The sequence below is a fragment of the Stenotrophomonas sp. Steno-Z1 genome, assembly GCF_056393175.1.
The window spans coordinates 1,489,882-1,505,916 of the sequence record NZ_JBWJPB010000001.1 but is presented as its reverse complement, the minus strand read 5'-3'; the positions used below and the strand labels follow the sequence as shown (position 1 = coordinate 1,505,916).

Genomic DNA, 16,035 nt, shown 5'->3' with positions numbered 1-16,035 from the left:
AGGAGAGGTCCTTGAGCAGTGCACGTACGATGGGTTAGACGCTCCTGACGTGCTTCAGGAGCGGCTCATGTCAGCGCTGCAACAGGCTGAGCACGTTCTGTGGAACCTGGTTGGCCTGGGCCAGCATCGCGGTGCCGGCCTGTTGCAGGATCTGGGTACGGGTGAGTTCCGCGGTTTCCTTGGCGAAATCGGTATCGCGGATGCGGCTGCGCGATGCCGACAGGTTTTCCGAGGAGGTCTGCAGATTGGCCACCACGGAGGTGAAGCGGTTCTGGATGGCGCCGAGGTCGGCGCGGACGCTGTTGACCGATTCCAGTGCCTTGTCGACGATTTCCAGCGCCTTCTGCGCACCGACGTAGGACGAGACGTCCAGGTCCTGCACGAAGCTGGAGGTAGCCGTGGCGGCAACCGAGCTGGGGGCGGCGACGGTGGAGTCGGCCAGGCCCAGCTGGGTGGCGCCGGTGATGACGAGGTCGCGGTCGGCCTGGACCGAGGTCAGCTTCAGGCGCTGGGTATCGGGGGTGCCGGCGGTGGTGACGACTTCGGCGTAGACACCGGCTTCGCCGATCTGGGTGTTGATCTGGGCGGCCGCGGAGGCGGCGAATTCGGCGGTGGTCTTGCCGCTGATCGTGCCGAGGGTGATGCCGTTGATGGTGACGCCGGTCAGGTCGGTGATGGTGGCGATGTCGGCGGTGCTGTCGACCGGGGGGGCAAACTTGGCGTTGCCCAGCGAGCTGGCCTTGGCGTCGACGACGCTGTTGATGGCGATGGCCTGGCCGGCGTTGGCGCCCACCTGGAACAGCTGGCTGGTGAAGCTGCCGTCCAGCAGCTTGGTGCCGTTGAAGTCGGACTGCTTGGCGACGCGGTCGATTTCGCTGACCAGCTGGGTGACTTCAGCCTGCAGGGCCTTGCGGTCGCTGGCGGAGTTGGTGGCGTTGGAGGCCTGCACGGCCAGTTCGCGGACGCGCTGCAGGTTGTTGCCGATTTCGCTCAGGGAGCCTTCGGCGACCTGGGCCAGCGAGATGCCATCGTTGGCATTGCGGATGGCCACGTCGGTGCCGCGGATCTGAGTGCCGAAGCGCTCGCTGATGGCCAGGCCGGCGGCGTCGTCCTTCGCGCTGTTGATGCGCAGGCCGGACGAGAGGCGCTGGATGGTGGTAGCGAGCGAGCTGCCGCTGGTGCTCAGGTTGCGCTGAGCGTTGAGCGACATCGTATTGGTGTTGATTACCTGTGCCATGGGTCGTCTCCCTTATTGGAATCCCGGTGGTGAATGGAACGAAGCGCCGCCGATTTTTTTGTTTGGCTGTGTGCTTCGCTGTTGCCAAATGAATAACGGCGCTTTGTCAACAACCTTTAGGCGGAAATTTCGCTGAGGCTGTCTGGTGGGCCATCCGGGGCCATGGCGGGCTTGCCGGACATAAGGGTTAACGGCAGGGAAAGCGGGAATTCAAGGGGTTTTTTGATGTTCATCGCCAGGCCTGGGGCCGGAGCCCGGAGCCCGGAGCCCGGAGCCACAGCAACAGCAACGGCAGAAGCATCAGGTCTGCCGCAGCTGGGGGAGGGCTGGCACGGCTGGGTTGGCGGGACACGCTGTAAATACGTCCTTGTAGGCTCGCATGCGCCATCCATGGCGCATGACGGTCCCGCCAACCCACCCGTGCCACCCCTTGGACAGGGGGCGGGTGCGCAGGGAAAGAGCCGTGTGAGTTGCTGGCTGGCGAACATGCTGTTCGTCGCTCTGTCGCTCTGTCGCTCTCTCGCTCTGTCGCTCTTCGGCTCTGCACGGGCCACCAGCAAACTGTCGAGGGCGGGGGTGTGTGGGTTCGCGGGACCGTCACACGCCATGGATGGCGTGTGCGAGCCCCCATGGATGGGTTTACGGCGTGTCCCGCGAACCCACACACCCCCGCCCAAACCAGCGACAGACGGAAATCGCTGCCGTTGCTTTTCGTGCTCGTAGAGGAAAACGAAAAAAGCCGCGATGCTCAACGCATCGCGGCTTTTGGGCCATCCGGAGTGTCGTGTCGCGGTATCAGCGCAACACGTTGAACAATGACATCTGCTGCATCTGCGAGAACAGCGTCTGCGCGGCTTGGAGGGCAGTGCTCTCCAGCTGGTACTGACTGATCGCATCGGCGTAGTCCAGATCGCGCATCTGCGACAGCGTGCTCTTGAGCGTCACCGTATTGGACTCGCGCATGTCCGCCGCATTGTCCAGCGCCTTCAACTGTGCACCACCGGCCGCACGCGAGTCGATCATCCGCTCCGAGGCCCGCGCAACGTCACGCAGACCGCTCTGCAGCAGATTCTGCTGTGCCGCCGACTTGGCCGCGCTGCCGGTGTCCATTTTCAGCGACCCGATCAGACTGTCCAGCGTGCTGAAGATATCCCGGCTCGTCGCCGGACTGACCTCGAAGGTATCGCCGGCCGCCGGCTTGCCGTCGATGTGCAGACGTACACCGTTGAGCACCAGATCGTCGCCCGCCTTCATCGTCCCGGTGGACACCACCGTACCGCCGGCATCCAGCAGCTCGTACTGGTCTTCGGCGGTGAAACGCACACTGAAGCCCTGGCCGTTCCAGCTGTCGCTGCCGTCGCGGGTCACGTTGGTCAGCACGCCCGTGCCAGTGTTCGTCGTGCTGGCCGCCCCATCCACGTGCCCATCGCCCGTACCGATCCGCAGGAAAATCTCGCTGCCGGGCAGGGCATCGAGCACGTAGGTATCCGGCCCGACCTCTACCTGGCGCTGGTTCTGGTCGCCGTTGTAGACCACCTTGCCATCGATCTGGCTGAACGGCGGGCTGTCATCGGCCGTCCCGCCGAACAGATAGCGCCCGGTGCCGTCGGTGCTGTTGGCCAGCGCCAGCAGGTTGCCGCGGATCGCCTCGATTTCGGTCACCATCGACTGCTTGTCCGATGCTGCCAGCGCCGGGTTGTTGGCGTAGATCGTCAATTCCGTGATGCGCCCCATCATGTCGCCGACCTGGGCCAGCGCGTTTTCCTGCAGGCCCAGCCGGTTCTGCACGTTGCCCGCGTTGAGCTGCATGCGGTCCAGCGAGGCCAGGGTGCGGTCCAGGCCCACGGCGGCGCCGGAGGCGACCGGGTCGTCCTTGGCGGTCACCAGCCGGCGGCCGGTGGCGATCTGCTGCTCCAGGTGGCTCATCTTGGCCTGCTTGGCCATCATCAACGACACCGACTGCTGGAACATCATCCCGGTGGAAATGCGGCTGTTCATCGGCTCACGGCTCCGAGGATGGTCTGGAACATGTTGTCGGCGGTGGAGATCAGCTGCGAGGCGGCCTGGTAGGCCTGCTGCAGGCGCAGCATGTCGGCCGCTTCCTCATCCAGGTTGACCCCGGAGATCGAATCGCGCGCGGACTGCGCCTGGTCGGTGATCACCTGTTGGGCCTGCAGCGAGTAGTCGGCCGAGCGTGCCGCCGCGCCGACCTGGGTGGTCAGCCCACCGAGCGCGCCGCTGAGGGTGACGGTGCCGTCGTTGAACGTCTTGGCCTGTTCCACCTTGGCCAGCAGCAGGGCGTTGCTGTTGTCCGAGGATCCGGCCGGGGTCGGACCGATGCTGAAGGTGTCGCCGGTCTTGGGCGCACCATCGAGCACGAAACTCCAGCCGTTGGCGCTGATGGTCTGGCCGGCGGTGTACGTGAACGGACCGGTGCCGTCGAGGGTGTACTCGGTGGCGCTGGTGAACACGATCGCCGCCGGAGTGCGCAGCGCCGCGTTGGTGTGGTCGGTCACCTTGACCCCGGTGAGCTTGCCGGTGCCGGTGTTGGTCAGGGCGGCGGTGCCCTTGATCGGGGCGGCCGCGGCAATGCGCGAGGTGTCGGTGATCGCCACCGACAGGGTGCCGGCCACGCCTGCGGTGGGCTGCAGCAGCATGCGGTCGTTCACCGCCGGAGTGCCGGTCATCACCAGTTCCACCCCGTTGATCACCAGCGGGTCGGTGGCGCTGCCGGTACCGGTCATCGGGATCGCCGCGCCGGTGTCGGCGCGGGTCGCCTGCCACTGGGTGCCGTCAAACTTGAGCAGCACGTTCTGCCCGTCCAGTTTGGACAGGTCGCCGAAGCTGGCGGTCATGCTGGCGGTGCCGGTGTTGTTGGCGTTGCCGGTGATGCGCGGGCTGCCGATGTTGAAGAAGTCCCCACCCAGGTTGCCGTACAGGTCCGCGCCCTGGCGGTGCACATCGTTGAAGCTGCTGGCCATGCCGACGGCCAGCTTGCCCAGTTCGGCCTGGGTCGGCGTCAGCACCGTATCGCGGAACTCCAGCAGGCCGCCGATCTGGCCGCCAAGCGTCTTGGGTTCCAGGGTGATCTTCTGCCCGGCGCTCTCCAGCGCGAGCTGCAGGCGCTCGGGCATGTACGGATCGGCCACGGTGGTGACCTTGGAGGCAGTGGTACCCACCACCAGCGCCTGGCCACCGGCGGTGTAGACATTCATCACGCCGCCGTCCTGCATCACCGCGTTGCCACCGGTGTAGCCGACCAGGTTGGCGATCAGCGCATCGCGGCGATCCAGCAGGTCCGGCGCGGCGTTGGCCGCGTTGCCGCCGATGCTGCCGTTGAGCTGGGCGATCTCCTTGGCCAGCCGGTTGATCTCCGACGCGCCGGCGATGAGGCCGTTGTTGACCTCCCCGTTGAGCGTATTGAGCTGGCCGTTGAGCTGCTGGAAGCGGCCGGCCAGGGTCTTGCCGCCGTCCAACATGTTCTGCCGGTCGGCCGTGCCCGAGGCATTGGAGGACAGGCCGCTGACGGTGTCGAAGAAGCTCGACCAGACCCCGGATACGTTGGTGGCGGTATCGGAGAACATCGCATCCACACGGTCGGCCATGCTCGACAACTGCTTCAACCGCGCCAGTTCGCCACTGCCATCGAGCAACCGCGAGATCGCCAGCTGGTCGGCCACCCGGCGGATGTCGGTGATGCGGGTGCCGTTGCCGACGTCGCCATAGCCGACGTTCTGCGGATTGGCGGTGGCGAAGTCGACCTTCTGCCGGCTGTAGCCGGGCGTATTGATATTGGCGACGTTATGGCTGGTGGTCGCCAGCGCCCGCTGGAAGGCGAGCAGGGCGCTGGTGCCGGTGGAAAGTACGCTGGACATGGATTACCTCAACGACGGATGACACCCAGCCCGGTCGGGCTGGCGGTGCTGGCAAAGGTCTGGCCCAGGCGCTGGCTGGCATCGCCCACGGCGGCGATGGCGCGCTCGATGGTCGGGCCGCCGGCGATCGCGGCGATCTTCGCCGCGTAGCTGGGATCGGTGGCGTAGCCGGCCTTCTGCAGGCCCTGCGCGAAGCCGCGGACGTCGCCGCCGGCCTGCAGCGCGTTCTGGTAGCGCGGGCTGTTCTTGAGCAGCTTCACATAGTCGGCGAAGCTGTCGCCGACCGAGGTGTAGGCGCGGAAGCTGGCCGTTTCATTGCGACGCACGCCGTCCACGTATTCATGGGTGCCGCTGCTGGCGCGCTCGCCGCTCCAGCCGGTGGCCTTGATCCCGAACAGGTTGTGCGAGCTGCCGCCACCGTTGCGCTGCACCAGCTTGCGGCCCCAGCCGGTCTCCAGTGCGGCCTGGGCGACCAGCGCCTTGGCATCCACGCCGAGCTCGCGCGCGGCCTGCTGCGCATGGCCCCAGATGCTGGCCACGAAGCCTTCCGGCGTGTGCGGGCCGAGCTGGGCGGCGGCGGTACTGGCGGCCAGCGTATCCACCGCGCTGGGCCCGCGCGGGGCGGCGCTGTCGTTGACGCCGCTCCAGCGGTCGTTGGCCAGCGCGGCCCAGTTCTCCTGGGTGGGATCGGTGACGCCCGGGGTGGCCGAATACGGATCGCTGCGCCCGAGCGCCTCGTGCATCTGGCTGCTTTCGCGGCCGGCGATCAGGTCCAGCGCGCGCTCCATCGGCTGCAACACCGCCGACGGGTCGGCGCCGCGCAGCTGCTGCAGCATCTCCACCTCGCTCGGCGCGCCGGCCGGCGTGGCCGAGGCTGGCAGCGCCATCGGCGCAGCGGCCGGAGCATTGAGCCGGTAGGCGCGCAACGCCGCGGCCGGGTTCAACGCGGTGTCCGTCGGCTTGGCCGCATCGGCCTCGGCGCCGCCGAGCTGGCGGGTGATCATCGCCGACAGGCCCAGGCCGCGGCCACGGGTCATGGCCTCGGCGATCTTGTGGTCGTACATCTCGCGGAACATGGTGTTTTCGGCGGGGAACAGCGAGTCGCCAAAGCTGGCATCGCGCATGCTCTTGACCAGCATCTGCGCGAACTGGCCTTCCAGCTGGCGCGCCACCTTGTCCACCTTGGCCGGGCTGTTGGCCTGGGCCGGATTGAGTTCCAGTGCCGGAGTAATGCGCATGTCAGATCACCTCGAGTTCGGCGCTGAGCGCACCGGCCTGCTTGAGGGCTTCCAGGATGGCGATCAGGTCGCCGGGGGCAGCGCCCACCGCATTGACCGCGTGCACGATCTCATCCAGCGTGGTGCCGCCGGTGAACTTGAACATGCGGCTGCCATCGTTGGTGGCGGTGATGGTGGATTGCGGGGTGGCCACGGTCTGGCCATTGCCGAATGCGTTGGGCTGGCTGACGTTGGTGTTCTCGTTGATGGTCACGGTGAGCGAGCCATGCGAGATGGCCGCCGCGCCCACGCGCACCTGCGAGCCGATCACCACCGTGCCGGTGCGGGCGTTGACCACCACCTTGGCCGGCGCGCTGCCGGGGGTGAGTTCCAGGTTCTCGATGCGGGCCAGCAGGCCGATGCGTGCGCCCGGGTCGCTCGGCGACTGCACCGACACCGTGACGCCGTCGATCGCACGGGCGGCGCCATCGCCGAAGGCATTGTTGAGCGCGGCGACCATGCGCGAGACCGTGGTGAAGTCGTTCTTGTGCAGGTTCAGGGTGATGTCGCCGCCGCCGTTGAACACATCCGGCAGCGCACGTTCGACCGTGGCGCCATTGGGAATGCGACCCACGCTGGGCACGTTCACCGAGACGCGCGAGCCATCCTTGCCCTGCGCACCGAAACCGCCGACCACCAGATTGCCCTGGGCGATGGCGTAGACCTGGCCGTCGGCGCCGCGCAGCGGGGCCATCAGCAGCGAGCCACCGCGCAGCGAGACCGCGTTGCCGATCGAGGACACGGTAATGTCGATGGGCTGGCCCGGCTTGGCGAACGGCGGCAGCTCGGCGTGGATCGCCACGGCGGCCACGTTCTTGAGCTGCGGATTGACGTTGGCCGGCACGTTCACGCCCAGCTCGCCCAGCAGGTTCTTCAGGCTCTGCACGGTGAAGGGCGCCTGGCTGGTGCGGTCGCCGCTGCCATCCAGGCCGACCACCAGCCCGTAGCCGACCAGCGCGTTGGTGCGCACGCCGCCCACCTGGGCCAGGTCCTTGATGCGCTCGGCCGAGGCCGGTGCCACCACGGCGAAGGTCGCCAGCAGGACCGCCAGCGCACGCACCACGTAGGGCGACGCCATGCGTCGCTGCCCGAACAGGGAAAAGGAAAGGGTCATGTCAGGCTCAGAACGGCGTCAACGCCGAGTTGAAGAAACGGCTCAGCCAGCCCATCGCATTGGATTGGGCCACCGGGCCGCGGCCGCCGTAGACGATGCGGGCATCGGCAACGCGGCTGGAGGGAATGGTGTTGTCCTGGGAGATGTCCGCCGCACGCACGATGCCCTGCACCTGCACCAGTTCATCGCCCTGGTTGAGCCGCAGGTTCTTGGCGCCCTGGACCACCAGATTGCCGTTGGGCAGGCGCTGGATCACCGTGACCGTCACGTTGCCCACCAGGCGGTTGCTCTGCGCGCTGGTGCCCTTGCCGGTGAAGTCGCGTGAACCGGCCGCGCTCGCGGCCAGGATGTCCTTGCCGCCCAGGGTGACCGGCGCGCCGAACAGGGTCGGGGTGCCGATGCTCAGCTCCGATTCCTTGGCGGTGGTGGTATTGGCGGTGGTCTGCGCGGTGGTGTTTTCGGTCAGGGTGATGGTCAGCAGGTCGCCCACGTCGCGTGCGCGCCGGTCCGAGTACAGCTGCAGGCCCGGGCCGGCGGCGTAGATCGCGCCGGCGGTGGCCGGCGCGGTGGGCGCCACGATCGGGGTGATCGGCGCCATCGCCGGGTAGGGCCGCACATCGCCGGCGATGACACAGCCGCCGAGCAGGGCGACCAGGGCGCTGGCGAGCGACAGACGGAGGGTAAGGGGCAGGGGCGACATGGCAGGGTTCCCGGTTCGACCGATCAGACGTTCTGGTTGAGGTAGCCGAGCATCGCGTCGGTGGTGGAGATCGCCTTGGCGTTCATTTCGTAGGCGCGCTGGGTTTCGATCATCGACACCAGCTCCTCGACCACGTTGACGTTGCTGCCTTCCAGCGCGCCCTGGACCACGCTGCCCAGGCCATTGAGGCCGGGGTTGCCGTTCTGGGCGGGACCGGAGGCGGTGGTTTCCAGGAACAGGTTTTCCCCGCGGGCCTGCAGGCCCGCCGGGTTGACGAAATCGGTGAGGGTCAGCGCGCCGATTTCCACCGAGGCGGCGTCGTCGGCCATCTTCACGCTGATGGTGCCGTCGGTGCCGATGGTCAGCGACTGCGCGCCTTCGGGAATCTGGATGCCCGGCTGCACCGGGTAGCCGCTGTTGGTCACCAGCTCGCCGTCCTGGTTGCGCTGGAAGGAGCCATCGCGGGTATACGCCGAGGAACCATCGGGCATCTGCACTTCGAAGAAGCCGCGGCCATTGACCATCACGTCCAGCGCGCGACCGGTCTGCTGCTGGCTGCCCTGTTCGAAGTTCTTCGACGTGGCGACCACGCGCACGCCGGTACCCAACTGCAGGCCGGTGGGCAACTGGGTCTGCGCCGAGGAGGAACCGCCCGGCTGCCGCACCTGCTGGTACAGCAGGTCTTCGAAGCTGGCACGGTCCTGCTTGAAACCGGTGGTGTTGGTGTTGGCGAGGTTGTTGGAAACCACCGACATGCGCGTCTGCTGCGCATCCAGTCCGGTCTTGGCGATCCACAATGCCTGGTTCATGGCGATGTTCCTTTGAATGATACGGGTGGCCGCCCGGGGCGGCCGTTACAGGGGGCGATGCATGGGCCGTGCCAGAACCGCGCCAGAATTACGGCGGTGCCTGCTCAGCCCGGTCCGGGTCAGCCGCCCAGGCGCAGCAGGCTGTTGGCGCTGCGGGCGTTGTCGTCGCCGTGCTTGATCACCTTCACCTGCATTTCGTACTGCCGCTGCAGCTGGATCATCTGCACCAGCGCGCCGGCGGCATCCACGTTGCTGCCTTCCAGCTGGCCGCTTTCCAGCGACTTGCCCTGGGCCTGCACGAACGGCTGCTGCGGGTCGGTGTTGCGCATCAAGCCGTCCAGGCCGCGCTCCAGGCGTTCATCGGCCGCCGCGACCACGCGGATCCGGCCGATGTTGGCCATGGTCTGCGGGCCTTCGCCCAGCGGAATGATCGAGATCGTGCCGTCGTTGCCGATGTCCATCGCCTGGTGCGGCGGAATCGCGATCGGCGCGCCGTTCTCGTCCAGCACCGGATGGCCGCCGGCGGTCACCAGCTGGCCATTGGGCGTGATCGAGAGCGCCGCACCCCGGGTATAGGCCTCGCCGCCGCCGGCCGGTGCCTGCACCGCCAGCCAGTTGCCCGACTGCAGCGACAGGTCCAGCGGGTTGCCGGTGATCTGCTGCGCGCCCATGCGGCGGTTGAAGCCGGCATCGACGTGCAGGGCGTCCACGCGCGAGGCGTAGCCGGTGCCCTTGATCGGGAAGGCCTCGGTATTGGCGAGGGCTTCCTTGAAGCCAGGGGTATCGGTGTTGGCCAGGTTGTGCGAGAGCGTGCCCTGTGCCTGCAGCGAGGCACGTGCACCGGTCATCGCTACGTAGAGCGCCTTGTCCATCGTCTTGGTCCCGTGATGCGGTCAGTGGCTCATCAACGGATGTTGATGATGGTCTGGGTGATCTGGTCCATGGTGGAGACCATCTGCGAGTTGGCCTGGAAGTTGCGCTGGGCGGTGATCATGTTGACCAGCTGCTCGGTCAGGTCGACCGTGGAGGCTTCCAGCGACCCGGCCTGGACCTTGCCCAGGTTGGAGCTGTCCGGTGCGCCGGTACGCGGGGTGCCCGAGCTGAAGGTTTCCACCCACAGGTTGTTGCCCTTGGCTTCCAGGCCCTGCGCGTTGTTGAAGGTGGTCAGCGCCACCTGGCCCAGCGGCTTGTCGTCGCCATTGGAGTAGCGCGCGTAGACCACGCCTTCTTCGGACACGGTGACTTCGTTGAGCTTGCCGGCGGCGTAGCCGTCCTGCTGGGTGTTGCGCAGGGCGAACTTCTCGCCGTACTGGGTGGACCCGCTGATGTCCAGGGTCAGCGCCAGCTGGCCAGCGCCGGTGCTGGGGGTGAACGGGGCCAGGGTGATCTGGCCGTTGGTCGGGGCGGTCAACGCGCCGGCGTTGTTGAAGGTCAGCGTGCTGACGCCGCCGGCGGCCTGGCCGTCGACATAGTTGTAGACCTGCCATTCGTTCGGGTTGGCGGTCTTGACGAAGTACGAGGTCTGGGTGTGGCTGACGCCCAGCGAGTCGTAGACGGTGATGCCGCCGGTGGACTGGCTGTAGCTGTTGGAATCGGTCGGGTCGAACACGTTCACCGTCGGCACCTTGGCGTCGGCCGGCAGGGTGAAGCTCACGTTGACCTTGCTGGTCTGCTTGGGCGGGCTGTCGGTGGTGAGCAGCTGCAGGTCGACCAGGCGGCCGGCGTCGAAGCTGGTGCCATCGGCGTTCGGCGCGAACACCTGCAGGCGCGCGCCCTGCGGGTTGGTCACGTAGCCGGCCTGGTCGGTCTGGAAGTTGCCGGCGCGCGAATAGACGCGGGCACCGTTCATGGTCATGGTGAAGAAGCCCTCACCGGAAATGGCCATGTCCAGGCTGCGCCCGGTCTGTTCGTTGTTGCCCTGCGAGAACTGCTGGGCCACGTTGGTCAGGCGCACGCCCGAGCCGACCGCGTTCTTGGACAGGCCGTAGCTGGTGGCCGAGAACAGGTCGGCGAACTCGGCGCGCGATTCCTTGAAGCCGGTCGTGTTGACGTTGGCGATGTTGTTCGCGGTGACGTTCAGGTCGGCATTGGCGGCGTTGATGCCGGACAGCGAGATGTTGAAGCCCATGGGATTGCTCCTGGTGTGCGGGGTAGGGCGGCTCAGCTGATGCGGAGCACGTAGTCGATGGGGGCCGTACCGAGGCCCTTGAGGTTGAGGTACAGCCCGTCCGAACCGACCGTGACGCTTTCCACGGGCGCTTCAACGTAGGTGTTGACCTTGCTCTGGGCACCGGCGCTGTCGGTGAAGGTGGCGGCGATGGTGTAGCTGCCCGGCGCCATGCGGTTGCCGTTGGCATCCTTGCCATCCCAGTCGAAGGTCACTTCGCCGGCGGCCTTGGCTTCCACGCTGATGGTGTTGACCTTGACGCCGTTGGCGTCGGTGATCTCCACGTTGACGTAGCCGGCCCCGGAGGCAGCGACCATGCCGCTGGTCGTGCCTTCGGCCTCCAGCTGCCACTTGGTCGAGGGCACCAGCACGTCGTGACCGACCAGCGCGGCACCGCGCAGGATCTGGTCGCTGGACATCTGGTCCTGGAAGCCCTGCACCGTGGTGTTGAGGTCGGTGATGCCCTGCACCTGGGACAGCTGCGCCATCTGCGCCACCATCTGGGTGTTGTCCATGGGCTTGAGCGGGTCCTGGTGCTGCAGCTGCTCGGTCATCAGGCGCAGGAAATCGGCCTGGTCCAGGGTGCTCTTCTTCTTGCTGGTGTCGCTGTTGGGCGCATTGAGGCCGAGCGCGGTGTACACATCGCTGTTCTGGCCAACGCCGGAAGTGGTGCTCATGACGGTATGTCCTGTGGGGGCGAGGGTCAGCGACCCATGGTCAGGGTGGCCAGCGCCAGTTCCTTGGCGGTGGTCAGCATTTCCACGCCGGCCTGGTAATTGCGCGAGGTGGAGATGAGGTTGACCATCTGCGCGACCGGGTCGACGTCGGGCTGGTAGATGTAGCCGTCGCCGTCGGCCAGCGGATGACCGGGCTCGTAGCGCTTGATCGGCGCTGCGTCGCTCTGGCTGATTTCCTTGACCTGGACGGTGGTGATGTTGGGATCGGTGCGGCTGGTGACCGACTGGAAGATCGGCTCCAGCGGCTTGTAGACGGCCTGCGCCGAACCGGCGACGGTGTCGGCGTTGGAGAGGTTGGAGGCGATGGTGCTCATGCGCACCGACTGGGCCTGGAGGGCGGAGCCGGCGATATCGAAAATGGGCAGGTTGCTCATGGCTTATTGGCCCGTGATGGCGGTGAGCATGGAGCGCACCTTGGATTCGACGAAGCTGAGCGAGGCGCGGTATTCCAGCGCGGCGCGGCCGTAGGCGGCCCGTTCGGCGTCGGGGTCGACGGTGTTGCCGTCGATGCTGGGCTGCACGCCTTCCTTGGTGATCTGGAAGGGGTTGAGGCCGCCGCCGATGGCGTAGTGCTGCTCGTTGGTGGTTTTCATCAGGCCATTGCTGTCCAGGCCCTGGGCATTGCGCAGGGCGGCATCGAAGTCGAGGTCCTGGGCCTTGTAGCCGGGGGTGTCGGCATTGCTCAGGTTGCTGGCGATGAGCTTCATCCGCTGCTCGCGCAACGGCATGGCCTGGGCATGGACCCCCAGATAGTCGGAAATCAGATTGGGCATGGCACGCTCCCACGGGACGATGGTGGGAGTGGTGCAAGGGCTGTGCCAGTCTGCGATTTGCCGCCACGCCTGGCGCCACCGACCCTCGCCAGGACACGCTTGCGCCATCGGACAGGAAGGCCACAGCCTGCGGAGGGGGTAGAGCCGACCGTTGGTCGGCTGAAGCTCCATGAACCCCAACGTTCAAGCACACCCACCGGCCGAGCGCCCTGAACCCCTGCCGGGACACGCCGTGAACCCGGCTCCGCGCCCCGGCCCAGCTGCTGGCGGCTGCGCGTTGGAAGCGCCGGGCCATGCCCGGCTGAACCACCGCCGCGCCCACAAAAAAGCCCAGCGGAGCGCTGGGCTTGATAAACCGACAGAGCCGAGCCATGCCCGGCTGCGCCTGGACACCGGTAGAGCCGAGCCATGCTCGGCTGCTCCTGGACACTGGTAGAGCCGAGCCATGCTCGGCTGCTCCTGGACACGGGTAGAGCCGAGCCATGCTCGGCTGCTCCTGGACACCGGTAGAGCCGAGCCATGCCCGGCTGCGCCTGGACACCGGTAGAGCCGAGCCATGCTCGGCTGCTCCTGGACACCGGTAGGGCCGAGCCATGCTCGGCTGCGCCTGGACACCGGCAAAGCCGAGCCATGCTCGGCTGCTCCTACTCAACGCTCACAAGATGACCAGGGCGCCGCCCCATCCACTCCGTCCCGCAAGCGGTATGCCAACCGCCGCTACCCACCCGGACAATCAGGCCGCCAACGCCACCTTCCGCAACCGGTCCAGCACGAAATCGGCCAACTCGTGCGGCGAATACTTGGCCACGAACGCGTTGGCGCCCACCCGCTCGACCATCGCGTTGTTGAACACGCCCGACAACGAGGTGTGCAGCAGCACGTACAGCCCCGCCAGGCCCGGGTGGCGACGGATTTCCGTCGTCAGCGTGTAACCGTCCATCGCCGGCATCTCGATGTCCGAAATCACCATCGCGTAGCGCTCGGCCGGGTTCTCGCCCGAGGCATGGATCTGCAGCAGGTGGTCCAGCGCCTGCTTGCCGTCTGACAGCAGGGTCGCCCCCACCCCCAACTGGTCCAGCACGCTGCGGATCTGCTGGCGGGCCACCCGCGAGTCGTCCACCACCAGCACCTGCAGCTGCGGCCCATCGGTGGGCAGCGCCTGCGCCAGGGACGGGTCCAGCACCGCCTCGCCGCGCACCTGCGCGATATCGGCCAGCACGCTTTCCACGTCGATCACCTGGATCAACTCGCCCTGGAACCGCGTCACCGCAGTCAGATAGCTCGATTCGGCGCCCAGTTCCGGCGGCGGGTGGATATCCTCCACCGCGATGTTGACGATGCGTTCCACCCCGCTCACCAGGAAGCCCTGGATCGACCGGTTGAACTCGGTCACCACCAGGTAGCCCGGCGCCTTGTCGGCATTCGGTTCGCGTTCGGGGTGGCCGATCGCCAGCCCAAGGTCCAGCACCGGCACCGAGCGGCCACGCACATCGGCCACGCCGGCGAACTGGCTGGGCAGCCCGGGCACCTGGAACAGGTCCGGGCGGCGCAGGACTTCCTGCACCTTGAACACATTCACGCCAAAAAGCTGGCGTCCGCCGAGCCGGAACAGCAGCAGGGCCAGACGATTGTGGCCGGCCAGGCGCGTACGCTGGTCGATGCGGTTGAGCAGGTCATGTGACATGGGAGTGGTATCGGCGCCAGCCCCGCCGACTTGAGCGCGCCGCCGCGCCGATTCCGGCACGGCCCTTGCAGGACGCTGCACATGTGCCTTGCCCGTGGAGTCGCCATGCGTTGGATCATCCTTGCCGTGTTCGCCCTGGCCACGCTGCCCGCGTCCGCCGCCGGCGGCTGGCAGCCGGTGGACAGCATCCGCGCCGCCGCGCTGTCTACCCTGCCGGCCGGGACCGAGGGCGACACCACCCTAGATTCCGCGCTGCGCCTGCCGGCCTGCGGCCAGGGCTTGCGTGCCCAGCCCACCGGCACCAGTACCGTGGAAGTCAGCTGCCCGGATGCCGGCGGCTGGCGCCTGTTCGTTCCGGTCAAGGTGCGCCGCAACCAGGCCGTACTCATCCTCAACCGGGGCATCAGCGCTGGAGAAACGCTGGCCGCCGCCGATATCACCACTGCCCAGCGTGACGTGGCCCGTATCGCCGGCGCCGCGCTGGCCGATCCGGCCGCCGCGGTCGGGCGGGTGGCCCGGCGTACACTCAGTGCCGGCAGCCTGCTCTCGGCCAACGACCTGGTCGCCCAGCGCCTCGTGCGTCGTGGCGACAACGTGGCGCTGGTGTCGCGGTTGGGGGGCGTGGAGGTGCGGGTCGCGGGCAAGGCGATGGCCGACGCCGGCGAGAACGAGCGGGTGTCGGTGGAGAATCTGTCCTCGCGGAAGATCGTCCAGGGCACCGTGGCCGCCAACGGCGACGTTTTTGTGACGCGTTGAGCACAATGCTGAACCCGCGGCGGAATGTGCCAAAAAAACCGCAGAATCCCCTAAAGATGGCGGTCTCCATGCCGTTATCCCTTGTGAACCGTACTTCCAGGACAACTCCATGAGCCAGAAAATCGACGGCAACCTGCAGGCCACCGCCCATCTGCGCAGTGTCGCGCTTGGCAGCAAGCCGGCCGCCAGCGCCGATTCCCCGACGCGTCCGGTGGAAGCCGCCGACAGCCTGCGCCTGACCGGTGAAGCCACCAGCCTGCAGGCCCTGCAGCGCGAACTGAGCAGCGCCCCGGCGATCGACGCCGGCCGCGTGCAGGCCGTGCGTGAGTCGCTGCAGAACGGCACCTACAAGATCAATCCCGATGCGATCGCCTCGCGCATGCTCGAGCTGGACCAGCAGCTGCAGGGATGAAACTGGCGATGAGCGAGCCATTGCAGCGCCTCAGCGATGCCTTGGACGTCGAACGCCAGGCATTGGTCGAGCATGACGTGCAGGCCCTGATCCGGGCCACCGGCGCCAAGCTCGAGGCGCTGCGCGCGCTCGAGACCGTGCCGCCGGTCGGGCAGGGCGAGCGCCTGCAGGAACTGGCCGAGCGCAACCGCGCCAATGGCGTGCTGCTGTCGCGCCGCCGCCGCGAGGTCAACTGGGCCCTGCGCCAGCTCGGCCGCAGCGAAGACGCCTCGTCCTACGACGCCAAGGGCCAGTCCAGCACGCTGCATACCCGCCGGCCGCTCGCCGTCGCCTGATCCGGCCCGCGCGGGCCGCGAACGCGTGCGCGGGCTTCCGTCGCGCAGGCCAACGCGTATATTGGGCGCCTGTTTCGACTGCCCGATGTGACCGTGACCGCTTCTTCCAACCTCGTCACCGCACCGCTGCCCCCGCAGCCGGTCCTGCTCGCCCTGTTC

Annotated in this window: 16 protein-coding genes; 3 read left to right on the top strand and 13 right to left on the bottom strand. The window is 67.3% G+C overall.

Annotated elements, in window-relative coordinates:
• Positions 1–70 precede the first annotated feature (70 nt).
• The 13 genes from AC06FD_RS06680 to AC06FD_RS06620 form a co-directional block, all read right to left on the bottom strand.
• Complete coding sequence (locus AC06FD_RS06680) at positions 71–1,237, bottom strand: flagellin (RefSeq protein ID WP_259202560.1); 1,167 nt, start codon at positions 1,235–1,237, stop codon at positions 71–73.
• A gap of 795 nt (positions 1,238–2,032) precedes the next feature.
• Positions 2,033–3,235 (bottom strand): flagellar hook-associated protein FlgL, encoded by a 1,203-nt coding sequence (flgL, locus tag AC06FD_RS06675; RefSeq protein ID WP_478077347.1) that lies wholly within the window; start codon positions 3,233–3,235, stop codon positions 2,033–2,035.
• The gene (flgK, locus tag AC06FD_RS06670; RefSeq protein WP_259202562.1) at positions 3,232–5,112 is read right to left on the bottom strand and encodes a flagellar hook-associated protein FlgK; all 1,881 of its coding nucleotides are present in this window, start codon (positions 5,110–5,112) and stop codon (positions 3,232–3,234) included. The genes flgL and flgK overlap by 4 nt, the downstream gene beginning before the upstream one ends.
• Before the next feature lie 8 nt (positions 5,113–5,120).
• Positions 5,121–6,350, bottom strand: a complete 1,230-nt coding sequence (flgJ, locus tag AC06FD_RS06665; protein ID WP_478077346.1) for a flagellar assembly peptidoglycan hydrolase FlgJ — start codon at positions 6,348–6,350, stop codon at positions 5,121–5,123.
• A gap of 1 nt (position 6,351) precedes the next feature.
• Entirely contained in the window at positions 6,352–7,503 is a 1,152-nt protein-coding gene (locus AC06FD_RS06660; protein ID WP_449335821.1) for a flagellar basal body P-ring protein FlgI, read from the bottom strand.
• A 7-nt stretch (positions 7,504–7,510) separates the two neighbouring features.
• Entirely contained in the window at positions 7,511–8,203 is a 693-nt protein-coding gene (gene flgH, locus AC06FD_RS06655; protein WP_259202564.1) for a flagellar basal body L-ring protein FlgH, read from the bottom strand.
• Between the two features lie 23 nt (positions 8,204–8,226).
• The gene (gene flgG, locus AC06FD_RS06650) at positions 8,227–9,012 is read right to left on the bottom strand and encodes a flagellar basal-body rod protein FlgG (RefSeq protein ID WP_256776987.1); all 786 of its coding nucleotides are present in this window, start codon (positions 9,010–9,012) and stop codon (positions 8,227–8,229) included.
• 119 nt (positions 9,013–9,131) lie between these two features.
• Positions 9,132–9,884 carry a flagellar basal body rod protein FlgF gene (locus tag AC06FD_RS06645; protein WP_137189434.1) on the bottom strand — a complete coding sequence of 251 codons (753 nt, stop codon included), beginning with the start codon at positions 9,882–9,884 and terminating at the stop codon, positions 9,132–9,134.
• 32 nt (positions 9,885–9,916) lie between these two features.
• Complete coding sequence (flgE, locus tag AC06FD_RS06640; RefSeq protein WP_259202565.1) at positions 9,917–11,140, bottom strand: flagellar hook protein FlgE; 1,224 nt, start codon at positions 11,138–11,140, stop codon at positions 9,917–9,919.
• Positions 11,141–11,172: 32 nt separating this feature from the next.
• The gene (locus AC06FD_RS06635) at positions 11,173–11,856 is read right to left on the bottom strand and encodes a flagellar hook capping FlgD N-terminal domain-containing protein (protein WP_259202566.1); all 684 of its coding nucleotides are present in this window, start codon (positions 11,854–11,856) and stop codon (positions 11,173–11,175) included.
• A gap of 26 nt (positions 11,857–11,882) precedes the next feature.
• Complete coding sequence (flgC, locus tag AC06FD_RS06630; RefSeq protein ID WP_259202568.1) at positions 11,883–12,290, bottom strand: flagellar basal body rod protein FlgC; 408 nt, start codon at positions 12,288–12,290, stop codon at positions 11,883–11,885.
• A gap of 3 nt (positions 12,291–12,293) precedes the next feature.
• Positions 12,294–12,689 carry a flagellar basal body rod protein FlgB gene (gene flgB / locus AC06FD_RS06625; RefSeq protein WP_259202569.1) on the bottom strand — a complete coding sequence of 132 codons (396 nt, stop codon included), beginning with the start codon at positions 12,687–12,689 and terminating at the stop codon, positions 12,294–12,296.
• Positions 12,690–13,422: 733 nt separating this feature from the next.
• Entirely contained in the window at positions 13,423–14,373 is a 951-nt protein-coding gene (locus AC06FD_RS06620; protein ID WP_259202570.1) for a chemotaxis protein, read from the bottom strand.
• 105 nt (positions 14,374–14,478) lie between these two features.
• Here AC06FD_RS06620 and flgA point away from each other — a divergent pair, with 105 nt between their 5' ends.
• From flgA to AC06FD_RS06605, 3 genes are all read left to right on the top strand, one after another.
• The gene (gene flgA, locus AC06FD_RS06615; RefSeq protein WP_478077345.1) at positions 14,479–15,129 is read left to right on the top strand and encodes a flagellar basal body P-ring formation chaperone FlgA; all 651 of its coding nucleotides are present in this window, start codon (positions 14,479–14,481) and stop codon (positions 15,127–15,129) included.
• Between the two features lie 109 nt (positions 15,130–15,238).
• Positions 15,239–15,541, top strand: a complete 303-nt coding sequence (gene flgM, locus AC06FD_RS06610) for a flagellar biosynthesis anti-sigma factor FlgM (RefSeq protein ID WP_394161864.1) — start codon at positions 15,239–15,241, stop codon at positions 15,539–15,541.
• Positions 15,538–15,876 (top strand): flagellar protein FlgN, encoded by a 339-nt coding sequence (locus AC06FD_RS06605; RefSeq protein WP_259202573.1) that lies wholly within the window; start codon positions 15,538–15,540, stop codon positions 15,874–15,876. Before flgM ends, AC06FD_RS06605 begins: the two co-directional genes overlap by 4 nt.
• Positions 15,877–16,035: the final 159 nt, after the last annotated feature.